This window comes from Methylophaga sp. F-2, from assembly GCF_056859315.1.
On the sequence record NZ_JBSXOF010000019.1, the window covers coordinates 114,161 to 133,526 of the forward strand.

General features: G+C 44.1%; 22 protein-coding genes and 1 riboswitch. Of the genes, 10 read left to right on the forward strand and 12 right to left on the reverse strand.

Annotated elements, in window-relative coordinates:
* Positions 1-10: 10 nt before the first annotated feature.
* From AC13DA_RS09815 to AC13DA_RS09835, 5 genes are all read right to left on the reverse strand, one after another.
* Positions 11-343 (reverse strand): DMT family transporter, encoded by a 333-nt coding sequence (locus AC13DA_RS09815; RefSeq protein WP_007144858.1) that lies wholly within the window; start codon positions 341-343, stop codon positions 11-13.
* Positions 344-347: 4 nt separating this feature from the next.
* Complete coding sequence (locus AC13DA_RS09820) at positions 348-566, reverse strand: VF530 family protein (protein WP_007144859.1); 219 nt, start codon at positions 564-566, stop codon at positions 348-350.
* A gap of 182 nt (positions 567-748) precedes the next feature.
* On the reverse strand, positions 749-1,507 hold the full coding sequence (locus tag AC13DA_RS09825; RefSeq protein WP_284451304.1) for a COG4705 family protein: 759 nt from the start codon (positions 1,505-1,507) through the stop codon (positions 749-751).
* A 129-nt stretch (positions 1,508-1,636) separates the two neighbouring features.
* Complete coding sequence (locus AC13DA_RS09830; RefSeq protein WP_284722815.1) at positions 1,637-1,984, reverse strand: 5-carboxymethyl-2-hydroxymuconate Delta-isomerase; 348 nt, start codon at positions 1,982-1,984, stop codon at positions 1,637-1,639.
* A 71-nt stretch (positions 1,985-2,055) separates the two neighbouring features.
* Positions 2,056-4,230 carry a glutamine synthetase III family protein gene (locus AC13DA_RS09835; protein ID WP_284722814.1) on the reverse strand — a complete coding sequence of 725 codons (2,175 nt, stop codon included), beginning with the start codon at positions 4,228-4,230 and terminating at the stop codon, positions 2,056-2,058.
* A gap of 453 nt (positions 4,231-4,683) precedes the next feature.
* On the opposite strand from AC13DA_RS09835, the gene AC13DA_RS09840 reads away from it, so the two are divergent.
* Positions 4,684-5,040 carry a FlxA-like family protein gene (locus AC13DA_RS09840; RefSeq protein WP_284722813.1) on the forward strand — a complete coding sequence of 119 codons (357 nt, stop codon included), beginning with the start codon at positions 4,684-4,686 and terminating at the stop codon, positions 5,038-5,040.
* Here AC13DA_RS09840 and AC13DA_RS09845 read toward each other — a convergent pair.
* Together AC13DA_RS09845 and AC13DA_RS09850 are read right to left on the reverse strand one after the other, a co-directional pair.
* Positions 5,031-5,657, reverse strand: a complete 627-nt coding sequence (locus AC13DA_RS09845; protein ID WP_482945913.1) for a LysE family translocator — start codon at positions 5,655-5,657, stop codon at positions 5,031-5,033. The two genes, AC13DA_RS09840 and AC13DA_RS09845, sit on opposite strands and share 10 nt — an antisense overlap.
* A gap of 5 nt (positions 5,658-5,662) precedes the next feature.
* On the reverse strand, positions 5,663-6,361 hold the full coding sequence (locus tag AC13DA_RS09850; RefSeq protein ID WP_482945914.1) for a DUF4336 domain-containing protein: 699 nt from the start codon (positions 6,359-6,361) through the stop codon (positions 5,663-5,665).
* 126 nt (positions 6,362-6,487) lie between these two features.
* Here AC13DA_RS09850 and AC13DA_RS09855 point away from each other — a divergent pair, with 126 nt between their 5' ends.
* From AC13DA_RS09855 to AC13DA_RS09865, 3 genes are read left to right on the forward strand one after another with little or no spacing between them, the layout of a single operon-like run.
* Positions 6,488-7,570 (forward strand): AI-2E family transporter, encoded by a 1,083-nt coding sequence (locus AC13DA_RS09855; RefSeq protein WP_284722810.1) that lies wholly within the window; start codon positions 6,488-6,490, stop codon positions 7,568-7,570.
* Between the two features lie 38 nt (positions 7,571-7,608).
* Positions 7,609-8,727 (forward strand): NADH:flavin oxidoreductase/NADH oxidase, encoded by a 1,119-nt coding sequence (locus tag AC13DA_RS09860; RefSeq protein WP_482945915.1) that lies wholly within the window; start codon positions 7,609-7,611, stop codon positions 8,725-8,727.
* 1 nt (position 8,728) lies between these two features.
* On the forward strand, positions 8,729-9,214 hold the full coding sequence (locus tag AC13DA_RS09865; protein WP_482945916.1) for a hypothetical protein: 486 nt from the start codon (positions 8,729-8,731) through the stop codon (positions 9,212-9,214).
* A 10-nt stretch (positions 9,215-9,224) separates the two neighbouring features.
* Here the strand turns inward: AC13DA_RS09865 and murI are convergent, their stop codons facing one another.
* Together murI and AC13DA_RS09875 are read right to left on the reverse strand one after the other, a co-directional pair.
* Entirely contained in the window at positions 9,225-10,010 is a 786-nt protein-coding gene (gene murI / locus AC13DA_RS09870; protein WP_482945917.1) for a glutamate racemase, read from the reverse strand.
* Positions 10,011-10,091: 81 nt separating this feature from the next.
* The gene (locus AC13DA_RS09875) at positions 10,092-10,535 is read right to left on the reverse strand and encodes a YiiD C-terminal domain-containing protein (RefSeq protein WP_482945918.1); all 444 of its coding nucleotides are present in this window, start codon (positions 10,533-10,535) and stop codon (positions 10,092-10,094) included.
* A 108-nt stretch (positions 10,536-10,643) separates the two neighbouring features.
* Here AC13DA_RS09875 and AC13DA_RS09880 point away from each other — a divergent pair, with 108 nt between their 5' ends.
* Positions 10,644-11,807, forward strand: a complete 1,164-nt coding sequence (locus tag AC13DA_RS09880) for an SPOR domain-containing protein (RefSeq protein ID WP_482945919.1) — start codon at positions 10,644-10,646, stop codon at positions 11,805-11,807.
* A 79-nt stretch (positions 11,808-11,886) separates the two neighbouring features.
* Here AC13DA_RS09880 and AC13DA_RS09885 read toward each other — a convergent pair whose 3' ends face one another.
* Together AC13DA_RS09885 and AC13DA_RS09890 are read right to left on the reverse strand one after the other, a co-directional pair.
* The gene (locus AC13DA_RS09885) at positions 11,887-12,237 is read right to left on the reverse strand and encodes a DMT family protein (RefSeq protein WP_284451297.1); all 351 of its coding nucleotides are present in this window, start codon (positions 12,235-12,237) and stop codon (positions 11,887-11,889) included.
* Positions 12,238-12,267: 30 nt separating this feature from the next.
* Positions 12,268-12,822 carry a Smr/MutS family protein gene (locus AC13DA_RS09890; RefSeq protein WP_284451296.1) on the reverse strand — a complete coding sequence of 185 codons (555 nt, stop codon included), beginning with the start codon at positions 12,820-12,822 and terminating at the stop codon, positions 12,268-12,270.
* A gap of 92 nt (positions 12,823-12,914) precedes the next feature.
* A riboswitch (TPP riboswitch) is annotated at positions 12,915-13,020 on the forward strand.
* 101 nt (positions 13,021-13,121) lie between these two features.
* Between AC13DA_RS09890 and thiC the strand changes: the two genes are divergently transcribed.
* Genes thiC through thiE form a run of 5 tightly spaced genes read left to right on the forward strand, consistent with a single transcriptional unit; the run spans position 13,122 to position 18,484 of the window.
* On the forward strand, positions 13,122-14,933 hold the full coding sequence (thiC, locus tag AC13DA_RS09895; RefSeq protein ID WP_284451295.1) for a phosphomethylpyrimidine synthase ThiC: 1,812 nt from the start codon (positions 13,122-13,124) through the stop codon (positions 14,931-14,933).
* Positions 14,933-16,012, forward strand: coding sequence for an FAD-dependent oxidoreductase (locus AC13DA_RS09900; RefSeq protein ID WP_284451294.1), 1,080 nt, complete (start codon positions 14,933-14,935; stop codon positions 16,010-16,012). The genes thiC and AC13DA_RS09900 overlap by 1 nt, the downstream gene beginning before the upstream one ends.
* Positions 16,002-16,217: a sulfur carrier protein ThiS gene (gene thiS / locus AC13DA_RS09905; protein WP_284451293.1), complete on the forward strand. Its 216-nt coding sequence runs from the start codon at positions 16,002-16,004 to the stop codon at positions 16,215-16,217. Before AC13DA_RS09900 ends, thiS begins: the two co-directional genes overlap by 11 nt.
* 1 nt (position 16,218) lies before the next feature.
* Positions 16,219-17,016 (forward strand): thiazole synthase, encoded by a 798-nt coding sequence (locus AC13DA_RS09910; RefSeq protein ID WP_284451292.1) that lies wholly within the window; start codon positions 16,219-16,221, stop codon positions 17,014-17,016.
* On the forward strand, positions 17,009-18,484 hold the full coding sequence (gene thiE, locus AC13DA_RS09915) for a thiamine phosphate synthase (RefSeq protein WP_284451291.1): 1,476 nt from the start codon (positions 17,009-17,011) through the stop codon (positions 18,482-18,484). Before AC13DA_RS09910 ends, thiE begins: the two co-directional genes overlap by 8 nt.
* Here thiE and AC13DA_RS09920 read toward each other — a convergent pair.
* A complete protein-coding gene (locus tag AC13DA_RS09920; RefSeq protein WP_284451290.1) occupies positions 18,459-19,358 on the reverse strand; it encodes a hypothetical protein in 900 nt (299 codons plus the stop codon). The two genes, thiE and AC13DA_RS09920, sit on opposite strands and share 26 nt — an antisense overlap.
* Positions 19,359-19,366 lie beyond the last annotated feature (8 nt).

Consider the following 19,366-nt stretch of genomic DNA (forward strand, 5'->3'; position numbering starts at 1 on the left):
ACGAGTGTGGTTAATGCCCACCGGTTTTAGAAAAGAGGTTGATCACCAGCACGCCTGAGATAATTAAGCCCATGCCAAGCAGGGCAGGCAAATCGAGTTTTTGCCCGTAAAGTATCCAGGAGATGATGGCGATAAGCACAATTCCAAGCCCAGCCCAGATGGCATAGGCAATACCAACAGGAATGACTCTCAGTGAAAGAGTCAGAAAGTAAAAAGCGGTCAGATAGCCGGTAACGACAATTATCGTGGGAATAAGACGGGTAAATTCATGGCTTGCTTTCAGGGCTGAGGTTGCAATGACCTCAGCAACAATAGCGATAGCTAAATATATCCAATGTGGCATCGTGCTAGCGGCTGAATGTACTGATGTAAAGTTGCTCGACTTTTTTTCTGGCCCAGTCTGTTCTACGCAGAAATTTCAAAGAGGATTTAACAGAGGGATCGTTCTTGAAACAGTTCAAGTTGATACGCTGAGCAAAGCCATCCCAGCCGAAATGATCGACCAGTTCGGTAACAATCGTTTCAAGCGTAATGCCATGTAATGGGTTATTGGGTTGTTGATTCATATAACACGCTTATTGTTTAGCTGAAATGATCTTGTTAAGAGTAGGGTCAATGCTTATTAAACAATGATACATGACTGTCGTTGCATAGCCTAAGATTAACATCCATGTTCGACATCCAGCCAAAATATCTTTATCAATGAAGTCTATCTGTTTTCAAACAAGGGGGATACATCGCTGAACAGTCAATGCGATAGTCTAGCCGCCCGCTGTTTAAAACTGAATATCAGAATTAACATCAGCGTCAGCAATAAGCTGGTTATCCCCAAATGACTCAATGCCAGACCACCTTCAGCCACGGGTTTATCAAGAAAATCACCCACTACCGCACCTAATGGTCGGGTAAAAATAAATGCCGCCCAGAACAAAACAGTGTGTGAAACAGTGGTAGTGAAATAGACAATGGCAATACTGATAAGCACTGCGCTAAATAACAACGCGCTAGTTGCGTAACCCAGTCCTTCAGTATCTGCAACCCAATCACCCAAAGCGGTTCCTAATGTTTGTGAGAATAAAATGGTAATCCAGTAAAACATTTCGGCTTTGGGCGAACGTATCTGCTGAATGGAAACTGAGCCTACACTGTTGCGCCAGATAAATAACGATAACATCAATAATACTAACAACAGTGTAGAACCACCGGCATAACCAATCCCTAGAGAACGATCGGTAAAGTCAGCAATGGTTGTACCCAATGTAGTGGTTGCAATAATGGTGGCCCAGTAGATGAATACGTTAAATGTTCGGGCATTGATTTGCAGCGACACTACAGTAAGAAAAATAACAGCAAAAATGATGCTACTGATGAGATAGCCAATATTCATTGCCATTGAAACTAAATCGCCAGCTGTTTCACCCACGGTGGTCGCAAATATCTTGATTATCCAAAATATCAGGGTGACTTCCGGTACCTTGCTTACAATCTCATGATGTTCTGTTTTCACTGCTGCCTCACTGTTTTAAATCTATTAGAGTTGAAGCCTCTATTTCGATGAGTGACCTATTGTTAATAGGACGACAGCGTTATTGTTCTATGGATTACTTAAACGTAACTTAAGCAGTGATATTGATATTTATACCAATGTTGCTTTTGCATAGGTTGGAGTATCAATCTCAACAGTTTCTGCGGTAATGGTGATATCGGCCAAAGGCAAGGTAGTACAGAGACGTTCTACAATCAGATTCGTTAAGCGTTTTTTCTGTTCTTCTGTTCGTCCCCGATGAAGCCTGACGGTGACATGTATAAAGTGGCTATGATGATCACCCAGTTGAAATGTTGGGTAAGCAATACTGCGTGTTTTGATATGAGCTGGCTCAAACAGTAAAGCGTCGACAGCTGCTTGATGCACAGTCGACACTAAAGCGGCATCATTGGTGATGTCGGCAGTCGATGCGGAATGTTCAATAATACAATGTGGCAAAGCTATTTCTCCCCAATATCAGTAAGAAAAAAGGCCGCTGATAGCGGCCTTTTTATCGTCGTCAAAACGGCTTATTTTATAAATAACATCTCACGATATTTAGGCAATGGCCATAAATCATCGGCAACCTCACCTTCCAGCATATCAACATGACTGCGTACCTTATCCATCAGGCTGCGAATATCGTTCGCACAGAACTTCATATGCGCTTCAATGGAGTCAAAGTCATGTTTTTCTATCGCAGCTTGAAGATCAGCTACGGTGGTTAACATTGCATTAGTTTCTTGAGCGATAGTACTGACAACGGCATTATTCATCTCAATACCTAGATCCGCCATGCTGGTGTGCGTGACAGATAGTTCTGCTAGATATTGTGAGGCAGATGGGTAAATCAACGTTTTTGCCATCTCAATGACAAGCTTGGCTTCCACCTCAATAGAAAGAATATATTGCTCGGCATAGACCTCAAAGCGGCTTTCCAGTTCAACAGGTGTGAACACGCCGGTACGAGCAAATAATTCACGAATGGCGTCATCACGAAGATACGGAAGAGCGTCAGCAGAAGTAGGCAGGTTTTTCAAACCACGTTCTTCCACAGCAGCTTTATGCCATTCTTCTGAATAACCATTGCCGCCAAAAACGACGTTACCGTGTTGTTCCATTAACTGTTTTAATACAGCAAGGACAGCATTAGTTTGGTCTTTGCCACTGTCTAATTCCGTTTTAAGCTTATCAGCAATCCATTCAAGGGAATCAGCCAACATGGTGTTCATTGCAACTAATGGCCCGGAAACGGATTGTGACGAACCTACAGCGCGGAATTCGAAGCGATTACCTGTGAAAGCAAAAGGTGAAGTACGATTACGGTCACCTGGATCACGTTCAAATTTTAGAATTTGTGATAGACCCAGATCCATTTCGCCACCTTTTTTCGAGGTCGCAATATTGCCTGCTTTAATATCTTGAAATACTTTTTCTAATTGGTCGCCAAGATACACAGATAAAATGGCTGGAGGCGCTTCATTAGCTCCCAGGCGGTGATCATTAGATGCAGATGCAATTACGGCACGAAGCAAGGGACCATATTGATGCACACCACGAATAACGGCGCCACAGAATAATAAGAAATTCAGATTATCATGAGGTGTTTTACCTGGGTCCAACAAGTTTCCTTGTGTGGCATTGCCAACAGACCAGTTAACATGTTTTCCAGAACCATTGACACCGGCAAAAGGTTTTTCATGCAGCAAACACATAAAGCCATGTTTTTTTGCCGTAGCTTTCATCAAGGTCATCATTAATTGCTGATGATCAGCAGCGATGTTGGCTGACTCGAAATAAGGTGCAATTTCAAATTGGCCTGGAGCTACTTCATTGTGATGTGTTTTCGCAGGAATACCTAAACGATAAAGCTGATCTTCAAAGTCCTGCATAAAGACCTGAACACGTTCAGGAATAGCACCGAAATAATGATCATCAAACTGCTGACCTTTTGCTGGAGCTGCTCCAAATAATGTACGGCCCGCTAACAATAAATCAGGACGAGCCAGTGCAAAATTACTGTCTACCAAAAAGTATTCTTGCTCAGCACCACAGCTCGAATTAAGTGGGGCAATATCTGTCTCGCCCATTAAGGTCAGGACTTTCTTGGCTGCACGATCCATGGCTGAAATTGATCGCAGTAAAGGGATTTTCTTATCAAGTGCTTCACCAGTCCATGACATGAAAACACTCGGGATCATCAGTGTTGAGCCATTTTCAGTATGCATAATGAAAGCCGGACTAGTAGGGTCCCAAGCGGTATATCCACGCGCGGCATTAGTCATTCGTAAACTGCCGTTAGGGAAAGACGAGCCATCTGGTTCGCCTTTAATCAATAAGCTGCCTGAGAATTCTGTGATGGCATTGCCTTCAGCATTGGTCACAATAAAACCATCGTGTTTTTCCGCGGTGATATTGGTCATGGGGTAGAAAATATGTGAGAAGAACTTCACGCCTTTTGATAAGGCCCAGTTTTTCATCGCTGCAGCCACAACATCTGCAACGGCGGGATCTAATGGCGCACCTGTTTGAACAGTTTGCTTAACCGCCTTGAAGGCTGACTTGTTTAATGCTTCTTCCATTTTGGCCAGATTGAAAACATCCGTCGCCCAGATTTTATCTAGAGGTTCAGGTTTGTGAACGACTGTTTTCTGGCGGTTTATGATGTTTGAAATCGCTTGCAGACGTGATTCATTTCCACTCATTTTTCTATCCCTTAATCGCTGATGATTAATTGTTAATTTGATAAACGTATTCGTCTCTGTGGCAAACAATATGATTGCTTGCGCATACGCAGGTAGGGTTAGCAACTATGCTAAATAACGATACGCACATCTAATCGTCTTAATTGATGTAACACTAAAATAGAGAATAACCATATCAACATATTGATTATCAATATGAAATCATCGGTGATTCGATAAGGCACGACATTCAGCGGAAAAGGTATTCTTGCGTGGTCGATATGCGTCTTTATTAAACTATTTAAGGTGTGACAGCTATCAATATAGAGTAAAAAAATTAAGTTATGAAGTCCTGATTTTGTAATAAAAATAGTGTAGTAGAAAAAACCGACGCTAATAACCATTAAAGAAAAGCGGCTCTATGACGATGTGTATAGAAAAGGACTTTCTTACTTACTTGTTTGGATATCTATTATGAATGTCGATCTCTCATCAGTTCGCAGCAGCGGTACAACAAAACAACAAGCGCCTAGTGGCACATCGCTTGATTCACGTATTGCTGCATTAAAGAAAAAAATGGTCGATTTATTTAATAAGCTCAAAGAACTAGGGCAGGAGCCCAGCGAAGATTCGCTAAAACAAGCTGAAGCCATTCAAAAACAGATCGAATTACTGCAGGCACAGATACAGCAATTGGAAGCGTTAAAACGGCAGCAAGAGAAAGCAGAACAGAAAACCCAGGTGGCAGAGGTTGTGCCAGCAGAGCCTATATCGATTGCCGACGAAGATACTCGCAGCAAACTGGGTAATCATATTGATAGCTATGGTTGAATAAATAATAGTCGGCTGGCCAGAAGTATAAATATGACGGCGGTGAAGGTATGGAGAATATTTTGTGCATAGGCTGACCGTAATAACCATTTCCCCAACTTAGCTGCGCTCATTGCTATTACAAAAAATACTAACAGCGCACTTGCCATAAAAATAAGTCCTAAACATAAAATCTGTACTGACACATAGCCTTTATCGGCTTCAACAAATTGCGGTAAAAAAGCCAGAAAAAATATCGCTACTTTGGGGTTGCTGACATTCATCAAAAAGCCGGTTCTTAATAAGGCTATTGAATTATGCAACGACGCTCCATCTTTTAAAGTTGATATAGGAGCGGCTTTAAATGCGCGCCAAGCTAAATAGAGTAAATAACTGGCGCCGATGACTTTTAGCAATAAAAAGGCAGCGGGGCTGGTCGTTAATAATGTTGCTATGCCTATGACCACTGCCAAGATATGGACAATCAGACCGCTACATAATCCCAAGGTAATAATTACACCTGTTTTGCGGCCATAAAGTGCAGATTGTGTGAGCACGTATAAATTGTCCGGGCCTGGCGTCATTGCGAGCAGGACGGAGGTCAGCAAAAAAATAGCTAAATCACCGCTAAAAAACATCTTGCTCACGCTATATAGCGTGGCAGTTTTACCCAGCTAAATGCCTTTTCTAAAAAGGACACGGCCTGCTCATCAATAATTAAACCATGTGCCATTACAATTTTTTCAGGTTGCCAGCTAATAATGTGTTGTATGTGCTTTCTGGCAATATCTTTGTTAAAACTGAGGCGCCAGTCGATGGGCATTTTGCCGTTTGGGGCAAGTATGCCACTTATTTTTGCCAGAAAACGTTTGAAGGGTGGAAAAGCATCAGCCGGAAAGTTCTCAATTAAATCAGTAACGATAAGTGTTTTACTGTCACGATGGAAAAACACACATTCCTGCATCGCTTTTGAGCCAGTAAACAGGCACTGTTGTATGTCGTCTTGCCAGGGCGGCATGAAATCAGAATTGAGGATACCCTTAAATTTAATATCTGATCGTTTTTCAGCGACTTGCTCTGTACCAAAAATGGCTGCTGAAGGGTAATGTTGTTGCCAGTCTTTCAAGAACAGATGGTGTAACTTATTGGGTGCAATTAAAAAATGTACCTGACCGAGTGCATCAATTTGCGTCGCTAACTCCTGGGTGAGTTTGATTGGGCTGTGAATCCATAAGCTATTATCGCTTAAGCGAACGATCACCATACGTGTGGTGTAAGGAAGGGTATAAAAGGGCACACTATCGCCATCAACATACCAGATATTGTTCCCTAAGCTTTTCATTACCACTCCTTCGTTTACGATAAAAGCATTCACGCTGTTGTCGGTAATTTCTTATCAGCATAGACAGATGGGATGTGACAGAATATCAGCGTTGCCAATCAATTATAGCTGAGGATAAACAGGCTAATGACACTGCGATCAATTCTACGCAAATGGACAGAACGTTATTTCTCTGATGAAGAAGCCGTCATACTGCTGATTGTATTAGTACTCGGTTTTGCCGTTGTAATCTGGCTGGGCGGGATGCTGGCGCCGTTTTTTACTGCACTGGTCATCGCGTTTTTATTACAAGGTGTAGTAAATATGTTGACCCGACGCCGTGTGCCCAATATGGTAGCGGTGGCCATTGTCTTTCTGGGGTTTGTCAGCTTGATGTTAGCCATGGGCTTTTTATTAATGCCACTATTATGGAATCAGCTGGTTAATTTGGTTCAGGAAACACCAAAAATGCTGTCAAATGGTGAAGACTGGTTGATGAACCTGCATACCCATTACCCGAACTTAATCAAACCTGATGAGATACAAAGCTGGATTTCCAGCACAGCAAAACAATTCACAGTCTACGGTCAACGGGCTGTTTCTTTGTCTATTGCCTCGCTGGGAAATGTGATTGGCTTAATTATTTATCTGGTGTTAGTGCCCATTCTTGTCTTTTTTATGTTGAAAGACCGGGAAAAACTAGTGAGTTTTGTGCTGTCTTTTATGCCAGAAAAACGAGGTTTGATGAACCGTATCTGGAATGAAATGGATGATCAGATTGCCAATTATGTGCGTGGCAAAGTGGTTGAAATTATCATCGTTGGTGGTGTCAGCTACGCTACTTTCACATTCTTTGGCTTGCAATACACTGCACTGTTGGCGGTTTTAGTGGGCTTCTCTGTGTTAATTCCATTTATTGGCGCCGCTGTGGCCACACTACCTGTTGCCGCGGTAGCAGGTTTTCAGTTTGGCCTCACAGAACAGTTTGCCTATATCCTGATTGCTTATGGCATTATCCAGGCGCTTGATGGCAATGTGTTGGTGCCGATTTTATTTTCGGAAGCTGTCAATTTGCATCCTGTTTCTATCATTCTTGCCGTGCTGTTTTTTGGCGGAATATGGGGAGTATGGGGCGTATTCTTTGCCATTCCGCTGGCGACTTTATTAAAAGCGTTGATAACCGCCTGGCCAAGAAGCTTGCATGATACATCAGTACAGGAGCAACCCTAGTTTTTGGCGTGTTGTAATAGATTTATGAGGAACGTGGAGTGAGTGTGTTATTTTCGCCGGTAGACATCGGACCATTGACATTGAAGAACCGATTGATCATCGCACCGATGTGTCAGTATTCAGCCGAGGATGGACAAGCCCAGGATTGGCATACTATCCACTTAGGGCAATTGGCTTTATCTGGTGCCGGATTGCTCATCCTCGAAGCCGCAGCCGTTTGCGCTGAAGGTCGAATTACTTACGGTGATTTGGGTTTATGGGATGACACTACAGCGTCTGCTTTAGCGAAGACGCTTACTGCCATTAGAAAATATTCAAATATTCCTATGGGTATCCAACTGGCCCATGCTGGCAGGAAAGCTTCCACACAAAAACCATGGCATGGCGGGGCACCGATATCGCCTGAGGATAAGAACGGTTGGCAAGTTATTGCTCCGTCGGCATTGCCTTTTCATGAAGATGGACCTGTTCCTCTCGCTGCCAGTCAGCATGATATTGCCGCTATTGTGCAACAGTTTGTTGAGGCTGCAAAACGTGCTGCAGACCTGGGATTTGAGGTCATTGAAGTTCATGCTGCTCATGGTTATTTATTACATGAGTTTTTATCGCCATTGAGCAATCAACGGCAGGATGAGTTTGGTGGCAGTCTGGAAAACAGAATGCGTCTGACTCTGGATGTCTTTAGCGCTGTACGCGCCTGTGTTCCCGAGAACATAGTTGTCGGTGTTAGAATCTCAGCGACCGACTGGGTTCCTGGTGGTTGGGATGTTGAGCAGAGCACGACACTGGCTATTGAACTGGACAAGCTCAATTGTCATTACTTGCATGTGAGTAGTGGAGGTTTATCACCACAGCAAGAAATACCCGTCGAAGCAGGTTATCAGGTGTCACTGGCTGAAGCGATTAAGCCGTATATATCGATGCCAGTGATTGCTGTGGGCTTGATTACTGAACCACATCAAGCTGAACAAATATTGGCTGATGAACGAGCGGATGCCATCGCTATGGCGAGAGGCATTTTATATAACCCTCACTGGGCTTGGCAGGCTGCGGCTGAGCTGGACGGTAAGGTTGAAGCCCCTGCTCAGTATTTGCGTTCTGAACCGCATGGTCAGAAAGGGCATCTAACAGAGATGGATTTGTTCAAAAATACTTAAAATGCCCATGTTAATCGTTCAAACCATTGTGAAGCAGTGGGATAAAAGTCAGCAAAGTAAGCAATATCAACAGCAGCGAATGAGTTTACCGGACCGATATCTTGTCCATATTCCCCCTGCGGAGTGGGTGCTAGATAATCAAGTTCTGCTTGATCAGCACGGTGATGATATTGAAGGGAAACGGATTCAGTACCTTGTCCATGAACAAGTGGATTTTATTATTGACCGCTTCCGTATTTCCTTGCCTAACAAAACACTGGAATATAAAACAGCTCAATCAGAGCCCAGGCTGATTTCTCAATTAGCTGATGGCTGGGTGCAATGCCGTTATAACTGGCGTCGGCGCGTTGAACAGGGTGGGTTTATCTATTGGCTTTATGAAGATGTCACCTTAAACGCTTGTTTTGTCGAGCAATATGATGCCCAGGTCTTTATGACAACGAAAGCTGAAACCGTTTTTACGGATCTAACGTTGCCAGAGCTTTAAGGCCAAAGGTTCAGAAAGTATCAATAGCGGCTTTGCCCCAAAGAGTGTCAACTTGCTGCTCGAATCTGCTTCGCTCACTGTTAGTTAACAATAAGGTCGAGCCAGGAGTCTGCTGAGCAGAGAGTAAATTCTCTTGCTGAAGTCGTCTGTTGACTTCTCGGGCGACGGCTTCTTCCGTACTGATGACATTAACGGTTTCTCCAACCACTTTTTGGATCACCGTCTTGAGGTGAGTGAAATGTGTACAACCGAGAATAATGGTATCGGCGCCTTTATCCAGTAACGGCTGTACATACGTTTGTACTGTAGCGGAAGCTTCTTCATCGCTTAGCTTTAAGGCCTCTACTAATAACACTAAGTCAGGGCAAGGCTGAATTTCGACGGTTGCGCCCATGGCAACACGTTGAGCAAGATCATGAAACGATTGACTGGTCAGGGTTTTTGCTGTGGCTAAAACACCAATCACGCCAGTTTTTGTATTTAAAGCCGCCGGTCTTAAACCTGGTTCTACGCCGATAAATGGAATAGGGTAGCGCTCACGTAAGGTTTTGATACTGACAAGAGTGGCAGTATTACAGGCGACAACAATGGCTTTTACGTCACGTTGTAATAGATAGTCAGTAATGTTGAGCGAACGCTCCAGAATATATGCTTCTGTTTTCTCGCCATAGGGGGCATGTAAGGTATCGGCAAGGTAGATAAGGTTCTCATTTGGCATAAAAGAGCGGACTTGTTTAGCGATCGGTAAGCCACCAATACCAGAGTCGAATATGCCAATAGGTCTTGCGTCAGCCATGATAATTTCTGTTTTTACGTCGCTGGATGAATAAAAAGACGACGATTGTACTGTATCTATCTGCTGATGGTTGAAAATGGATTATTTGGTCAAGGCAACAAATTCACCGCGAAAGAATCCTGCGCGTTGTTGATTGTAATGCAGTGTTGAGATTACCGTTGTTCGTGCTTTACCCATACGTGAAAAATGGCGTAGAAATTTAGCCCAGTCTTGTGTTGATTCAAGTTGCGCTGTGGCGGTAAATTCACCGCTAATTGGTTTTTCATACTCCATCGTATTACGTTGTATGACGAGCGTAGACTCGATAGCAGCCTGATGTAACCGAGTATTTAATAATGACCAGGCAGACAGAATCACCAATGTTGATGCGCTGCCGCCAAACACGGTTTCATGATAATTAATATTCGGTGTTAGAGGGGCTCTTAGCACGACTTTATCATGGCTGACATGATCAACAGAGACCTCCATGGCCGCCGATAAAGGAATGTGTTGATAAAGATATTGCTGAAGCTGTTCAGGTGTCATAAGTTTTTATATCAAAAAGTGTTTTTAAAATGATAACGTCTTCTCTGTACGTGAAAAAGTATTTACGCTATCGATGATCATCAGCGCGTTGAAAAGGTTCGCACAATAATGAAAATATCTCTGCATATACAATGGCTGTCGATTCTCGCTTTACTGTTTTACCTAGCTCTGTTCACTGTAGACGTGTTTGCAGATGATATTCAGGATGGCATTGCTGCCTATAAACAAGGTGATTTTCAGACCGCCTATCAGGCATGGCATCAAGCTGCAGAAAACAATGTTGCTGAAGCACAGTGGATGTTAGCTATTTTGTTATTAAACGGTCAGGGCGTAAAACAAGATAAAGTCGCTGCCTATTCATGGTTAACGTTAGCTAGCGAAAAACAGCATAAACAAGCCATGATTGACCGCATGGCCATAAGAGACAGATTAAGCGCAGAAGAATTAATGAACGCTGATACCTTAACTAAGGCATTCAGAGACAAACAAATGGCAAAAACAGCCATTAATCATCATAAAGAAAAGGCTTTTCATTGGTTTGAAAAGGCAGCCAAACAGGGGGATCCTCAGGCTCAATATCAACTGGGTGAAATGTTACTGAATGGTGAAGGCGTTAAACAGGATAAAGTCGCTGCCTATTCCTGGTTTAGTCTGGCCAGTGAACAAAATCAGCCTCAGGCGATTGTGAAGCAGGCACAACTGAAAACCGAGTTAAGCCGCAGTCAGATTGAAAAAGCCAATGCCTTAATGCTGACTAATCGCGACAACCATTTGATAACGGATAAACCACCTGGTTTGCCGGATTTAGTGAATGAAGTGAATGAAGTGGATGAAAAAAATAAAGAAAATCAGATTCTTGCAGAACAATCTTCAGTTGACACTTCGTTGTTAGAAGCAAGAGAAAAACCGTCATCAGAAAAGCTTGATGAACCCGCCAAGCTTACACAAGTAAAACCAGAGACAAAACCAAAGTCAGTGATGACTACTGTCTACCGTGTACAAGTCGGGGCGTTTAGGTCAAGACAGCAGGTAGATATCGCATTAACGCAGCTAACAAAAAAATCAGCCGCTATCGTTCAGAAATATGAGACAACGATTACTGAACCTGTCGAAAATACAGAAAAACCGGATTTTTATCGCCTCCAGCTGGGTAATTTCGCAGCAAAATCTGAAGCGACAACCTTGTGTCGGCATCTTGCTGAAAACAAACAAGCATGCTTTGTGGTCACCGCAGATAAAATGCAAAAAACCACCGTTGCTAAGCAACCGTGACGTGCACGATGCACTAAAGCTGCCAGACAGATTTAGACTGAGTGCTTGATATGTTTTAACCGTTTTTTGCCACGGTAACTTAGGTAAGTTTACTTCGAAACACAAAATAAACCGCACCAACTAAACACAGGCCAGCCCATAGATAGTCGAGTTTAAGGGGTTCTTTCAGGTAGAACACGGAAAAGGGAATAAACACCATTAAGGTGATCACTTCCTGAAGAATTTTTAACTGGCCCACATTGAGTATGGTAAAGCCAATGCGGTTGGCGGGTACTTGTAATAAGTATTCGAATAATGCGATTCCCCAGCTTATCAATGCGGCAATAATCCAGGGTTTATTGTTGAGTTCTTTTAGGTGAGCGTACCAGGCAAACGTCATAAAAATATTGCTGCAAACCAGCAAGGACACACTAACCAGTATTGGATTCATTAACTCTAACCTAAACGATAAAAACAGCCATTATTCATGAAATAATCTTTTAAGGAGCACGTATAACGCACCTGTGCCGCCATCATCTACCGTCGCACTGCAAAATGCGAGCACGCTCTGACTTTGTCTTAACCAGTGATTGAGTTTGCTCTTTAGTACAGGCTTGTTATCACGCGAGCCCCAGCCTTTACCATGGATGATACGCACGCAACGAATTTGTTGCTGCTGGCAGAACTCTAAAAACTCGGACAGTGTCGGTTCGGCTTTGGCAATGGTCATACCGTGTAAGTCTAATTCTGCTTCAATATGCACCTTGCCATTACGCAGCTTGCCGAATAGTTTGTGCTGAATACCGGGGCCACGGTATTCGAGGTATTCCTCATTGCCTACGGTTTCTGGAGAAAACATATCAGAGAATGGTTCACCCTGATATTCATCATCAATAATTTTTTGCCGGATAGCTTTTGCAACAGGTTTGGGTTTGTTATGAATCAGACGGTTTTGGCGGATACGGGTAGCATCGCGCATTTCTTGGCGAAATAATGCAAATTCGTCCTCATCGGTATCGTCATTTTTATTTGCCATGAGCGTGCGGCTGCCTAAGGATTTAAGTCAAAGTTGGCGACTATTGTGCCAGATGAGGCTTGTGCAAAAAACCCTTTTTGATTTACCATGCGAATCACTTGTCGGGGTGCCCGCCCGGAATAATCCGGAAAGGCTGAGATGAAACCCGTTGAACCTGAAGAGGCTAGAACCTCCGTAGGAAACAAGCAGGACACCTGTTTTACACTCGAGATCCATTTTCGTTTGGTGTCTGTCTTCTTGTTCGCTTTCGCGCAACGATCTCATCTTCCCCGTCGTGGTTTTCATTTAGGGGAAGAGACGTGTCTACACAATCCAATAAAGTTATTAACATTAAAGACCGTAGTGGCATTACGACTGAGCCTTTGGCGGGGAGTGAGAAGTTTTACATCAAAGGCAGCCGCGACGATTTACTGGTGCCATTCCGTCAGATTCATCTAACCGATACACCCAACGCCAATCCTGACTTGCCTGCTATTCCTAACGAACCTGTTGTTGTATATGACACTTCGGGTTTATACACCGATCCAAAAGCGACCATTGATATTGAAAAAGGGCTGCCATTAATACGTCAAACCTGGATCGATGAGCGGGATGACACTGAACAGTTAGCCCAGTTCAGTTCGGCATATACCCGTGAGCAAGATGCTCAGGATTTTGATATTCCACTGTTTAATCACCGCCGTTTACCTCGTAAAGCAAAAGCGGGAAAAAATGTTAGCCAAATGCATTACGCACGTCAGGGCATCATTACCCCTGAAATGGAATATATTGCCATTCGTGAAAGTATGGGGCGTGAAGCCTTAGCACAGCGTGGCGAGCTGCCTGAGAATATGGATCACTACATTACAGCCGAGTTTGTACGAAAAGAAGTGGCTGAAGGTCGTGCCATTATTCCTGCCAATATCAATCATCCAGAAACCGAGCCGATGATTATCGGTCGTAATTTTCTGGTAAAAATTAATGCCAATATTGGTAACTCTGCGACCACTTCGTCGATTGAAGAAGAAGTCGAAAAAATGGTGTGGAGTACCCGCTGGGGCGGTGACACAATTATGGATTTATCTACCGGTAAACATATTCATCAGACCCGAGAGTGGATCATCCGTAACTCACCCGTGCCAGTAGGTACGGTGCCGATTTATCAGGCACTGGAAAAGGTGAATGGTGTCGCTGAAGACCTGACCTGGGAAGTGTTCAGAGATACCTTAATTGAACAAGCTGAGCAGGGAGTGGATTATTTCACTATCCATGCCGGTGTTCGATTGGCGCATATTCCACTGACGGTAAACCGTACAACGGGTATTGTTTCGCGCGGTGGCTCGATTATGGCGGCATGGTGTCTGGCGCATCATGAAGAAAGCTTTCTTTACACTCATTTCGAAGATATCTGCGAAATCATGAAAGCTTATGACGTGTCATTTTCACTGGGTGATGGTTTACGTCCAGGCTCGCAGGCGGATGCCAATGATGAAGCCCAACTTGCTGAATTAAAAACCTTAGGTGAGTTGACGACCATTGCCTGGAAACATGATGTGCAAGTCATGATCGAAGGTCCGGGTCATGTGCCGATGCACAAGATCAAAGAAAATATGGATCTGCAATTGGAATGGTGCCATGAAGCGCCGTTCTACACCTTAGGTCCATTGGTGACGGATATTGCGCCTGGTTATGACCATATCACTTCCGGAATTGGCGCGGCGATGATCGGTTGGTTCGGCACCGCAATGCTCTGTTATGTCACACCCAAAGAACATTTGGGTTTGCCGAATAAAGATGATGTGAAAACCGGCATCATTACTTACAAAATTGCTGCACACGCGGCGGACTTAGGTAAAGGTCATCCTGGTGCACAAATTCGAGATGATGCGATTTCTAAAGCCCGTTTTGAATTCCGCTGGGAAGATCAGTTTAATCTTGGTTTGGACCCTGACACTGCCCGTGAATATCACGATGAAACGTTGCCGCAACCAAAAGCGAAAGTAGCGCATTTCTGTTCAATGTGTGGACCTAAGTTCTGCTCAATGAAGATTTCGCATGATGTGAAAGCCGCCTTTGCTGAGAAATCTCAGGAATTCAAGGAAGGTGGCAGCAAAATTTATCGCCAAGTTTGATGAGCCATTATCTCATCATCGGTAGTGGCCTGATCGGACGCCTGACAGCTTGGCGTCTGATTCAGGCAGGCTATCGAGTAAGCCTGTTATCTAAAGACGATAAAACCGGTACAGACAGTGCCGGTTTCATTGCAGCATCCATGGTCGCACCGGCAACAGAAGCGGTGACGTCAGAGCCTTTGGTGAAAACAATCGGGCTTCGTTCGTATGCACTTTGGCCGGAGTGGTTAAGTGAATTAGACGAACCGGTTTTTTATCAGAATCATGGCACGCTGGTGGTCGCTCATCAGGGCGATAAAGCTGAAATGGCGCGTTTTGAGCAGCGGGCGAATCATGTGCTGGAAGCGGGAGATTTTCAGCGTCTTGATAAAACCTCGCTGGCCGAACGTGAGCCAGAGCTTGCTGAGCGTTTTGAGCAAGCCCTGTTGTTTGAGCAAGAGTCCTGTATTGATAATCGTCAGCTATATAAACAGCTGACAACGTTTATTGAAACGCATGCTGAGTGGGTGAAAACCGCTGATATTGGTGAATTAAATCACATTGAAATCGAACGTTTGACACAAGCTTATTTAAAGCGCTCAGCCGATGAGTTTGATGCGGTACTGGATTGTCGTGGTAATGGCGGTAGAGCGAACTTAGCTGAATTACGCAGTGTGCGTGGTGAAGTGATAAGAGTACAGGCACCCGAGGTCGACTTTAAACATGCTATTCGGCTGATGCATCCACGTTACCCTTTTTATCTGGCGCCACGACCAAATAATGAATATGTACTGGGTGCGACCGTTATCGAAAGTGATGATCGTTCTCAGCTTACTGTCCGAAGTGCCCTGGAGTTAATGTCGGCCTTGTATAGCCTGCATAAAGGCTTTGCCGAAGCACGTATTCTGGAAATGGCGGCACATTGTCGACCCGGTCTTCCCGATAATCTGCCGACCATAAAACGTACTGACTGGGGCTATATCATTAATGGTTTTTATCGGCATGGTTATTTGTTTGCACCTGCTGTCGTTGATGATTTATGTCAGGTGCTGGCTGGGAATAAAGAACAGATAAAGTTTGGAGCGTTATATGACATCTAACCTTATGTTACAGGTTCAGTTGAATGGGGAACCGCTAGATATTAATCACAAGCAGACCGTATCGGAATTTGTAGCTAAGCAGGATTTCAATGGCCGCTTTGTCATTATCATTAATGATGAAATGGTAGCGAAATCACGCTGGCAAGATGTGGTCATTCAAGGGGGAGATCGCATCGATATCGTGTCTCCGATTAGTGGAGGTTGAGATGAAAGCATCCAATTGGCAAGTGTATGGGCAAACGCTGAGTAGTCGACTCTTTATTGGGACTGCACTCTATCCTTCGCCGAAAGTGATGGTGGACGCCATCAGAGCTTCAAAGGCGGAAGTGATTACCGTGTCATTACGACGACAAACATCAGCAGATAAACAAAGCGGTGGCCAGTTCTGGCAAATGATAGAGTCTTTAAACTGCCATCTATTACCCAATACTGCAGGTTGCTACAGTGTAAAAGAAGCCGTTAACACCGCACATATGGCCAGAGAGTTATTTGATACCGACTGGGTCAAACTAGAAGTATTGGGAGACAGTTACAACTTGCAACCCGACCCGTTTGCCTTAGTTGAAGCCACTAAAATACTGATTGAAGATGGCTTTAAAGTGTTTCCTTATTGCACAGATGATCTGGTGTTATGTCAGAAGCTGGTGGAGCTGGGCTGTGAAGTTTTGATGCCGTGGGGAGCACCTATTGGTACCGGGCAGGGATTACTCAATCCTTATGCCTTAAAAACACTTCGTGAACGTTTACCAGACATCACATTATTGGTTGATGCGGGGATAGGCAAACCCTCTGATGCTGTTCAGGCACTGGAGTTAGGTTATGACGGAATTTTACTCAATACCGCAATTGCCGAAGCACTGGAGCCAGAGAAAATGGCTTATGCTTTTGCGGATGCCATTAATGCGGGGCGTTTGGCCTATGAAGCAGGGGTGATGCCTAAACGTGATAACGCCAAACCCAGTACACCGACCTTAGATCAGCCAATCTGGCAACAACATGGATAATCCTGTTCAAAAGCCTGCCGTGCTTTTAATCGGAGGGTTGGATCCGCAAGGTTGTGCTGGCATCAGTGCTGATATCATGACGGTTCAGAATCATGGTTGTCACCCATTGTCATTAATCACCGCGTTAACTGAGCAGAGTTCGCAAGGGCTGACAGAGTTGGGTTTGGTGAGTCCATCGAAGATAATGGCGCAGTATGAAAACTGTATTGCAGATTTTGATATCAAAGCGATAAAGATCGGTCTGATACCACATATCATCACAGCACAATACATCAAAGAAATGCTGTTGGATTTTAGCGGGCCAGTCATTTTAGATCCGGTGCTTGCGAGTACCAGTGGTGGTGTGACCGTACCTGATGAGGTGAAAGCGTTCATCCGTGATGAGATTATTCCCTTAGTGACCATAGTCACACCAAACCTGCCTGAGTTGGCGGCGTTGACACGAACGAATCTCAGTGTGGAAGAAGGGGCGAAATCATTACGTCAAAAAGGTGTGTCAGCGTGTTTGATTAAAGGGGGACATGCTGAGAGTGCCTTAGCAATAGATTATTTTTCATCTGAATTAGCGGATTTTTATCTTTATAACGATAAAACGGTAAGCCAGGTTCGTGGCACAGGTTGTGTATTGGCTTCTGCATTGGCCTCACAGCTTGCCTGTGGACAAGATCTCCGTGATGCCGTTGTGCTTGCCAAGGCTTATGTGAGTCGTGGCATACGGCTTTCAGCAAAGGCTGGGCCGTATCAGGTCATCAGACATAGTCAGCAAGATATTGCCTTAGTGGATTTTCCTAAGCTTTGTTATCAGCCTGAACTGATTGGGCAGACCTTTAATTTCTCCAATTGCCCTGAATTAGGTATTTATCCGGTGGTAGATAACGCAGATTGGGTGGAAAAGCTTATTGATGAAGGTATTCATACCATCCAACTGCGGGTAAAAGATTTGGATGATGAGTCGACAAAACAACAAATCGTATCTGCTCTAGCTTATTTAAACGATAAATCGGTACGGTTTTTTGTCAATGACCATTGGCAAACGGCGATTGAATTGGGCGCCTATGGTGTGCATCTGGGGCAGGAAGATCTGCATGATGCCAATTTAAAAACATTGGCTGAGGCAGGGTTAAGATTAGGTATTTCTACGCACTCTTATTGGGAGCTTGCTCGAGCTCTTGCCGTGAATCCAAGCTATATTGCTTTGGGGCCCATTTATGAAACCACCAGTAAGCAGATGCCGTTTTCTCCTCAGGGCATAGAGCGCTTACAACAATGGGTCGATTTATTAAAAGGTCACTATCCAGTTGTGGCTATCGGCGGCATTACCGTTGAACGAGCAGAGCAACTCAAGGCCACTGGCGTCGGCTCGGTCGCGATGATTACAGCTATTACGCAAGCGAATGATTACAAAAAAGTCACACGACAATTATTGGATTTGTGGCAAGAGATCAGTTTTTACCCAGATCAGGTTTAACCTCTCCCCACTGTGGTCCGATATCTAGTTTATGCTGCTGACTGTAGCGGTATTCCTGATACTGAATAAGTTTATCGCCGCTTGACTCGGCTTGCTTATCATCAGTAAATGAGGGTGTCGCAGGAGCAACATAGTCACTGGCTGTCAGATCTTCATTTTTGAGATGTTTATTTTCATTCGACAATTGTTGGATTTGTTTAATCAGCTCCTGGTTTGTCGATTGTTGTTTATTCAATTGCTGCTGTAATGCCATGACTTCTTTTAGCAATTTGTCCGGCGAAGTTGTATCTGTACTTGCTGTATTTGTTCCTGGGCTGTTAGTGGGCGAGGCATCGGTTCCCGTTGATGTATCATTGACTGTCGGAGCTGACTCGGGCGCTGTATCTGTGGCCACCATTGAATTATCGACATCAGGCAGAGGATCGATCAGGTTATCCGATGGGATAATATTGCCATTTTCATCGGTTTGTTTTTTTACCACGGTGGGAACTGTGACACTTTCTTCTTCGTCACTTTCCATATCGATATCAACGGGAGGTAAGGCTGTTTCTTCCTCGTTATCTGCAGAGACAGGATCTGTAACATCTGACTCCGAAACGGCATCACCGTCTTCAATAAGCATGGGATCGGCTTCCTCAGCTGTATCATCTGAACCCATCAGAAAAAAAGCCGCTAAACCACCAATAAGCAATAAAGCTGCCAGACCAATCCCGATTTTTATCAGTAGCGATGTCGATAGGCCAAGTAATTTTGACTTCTGTTTGCTATCGCCTTTGTCTTTACTATCGTTATCGCGCTCTGACCTTTGCTCCGGTTCGGGACTAGGGCTTTCATCAGTCGCTTCTTCGATAATGTCGTTATTGTCTTCAGCCATGGTGTTAC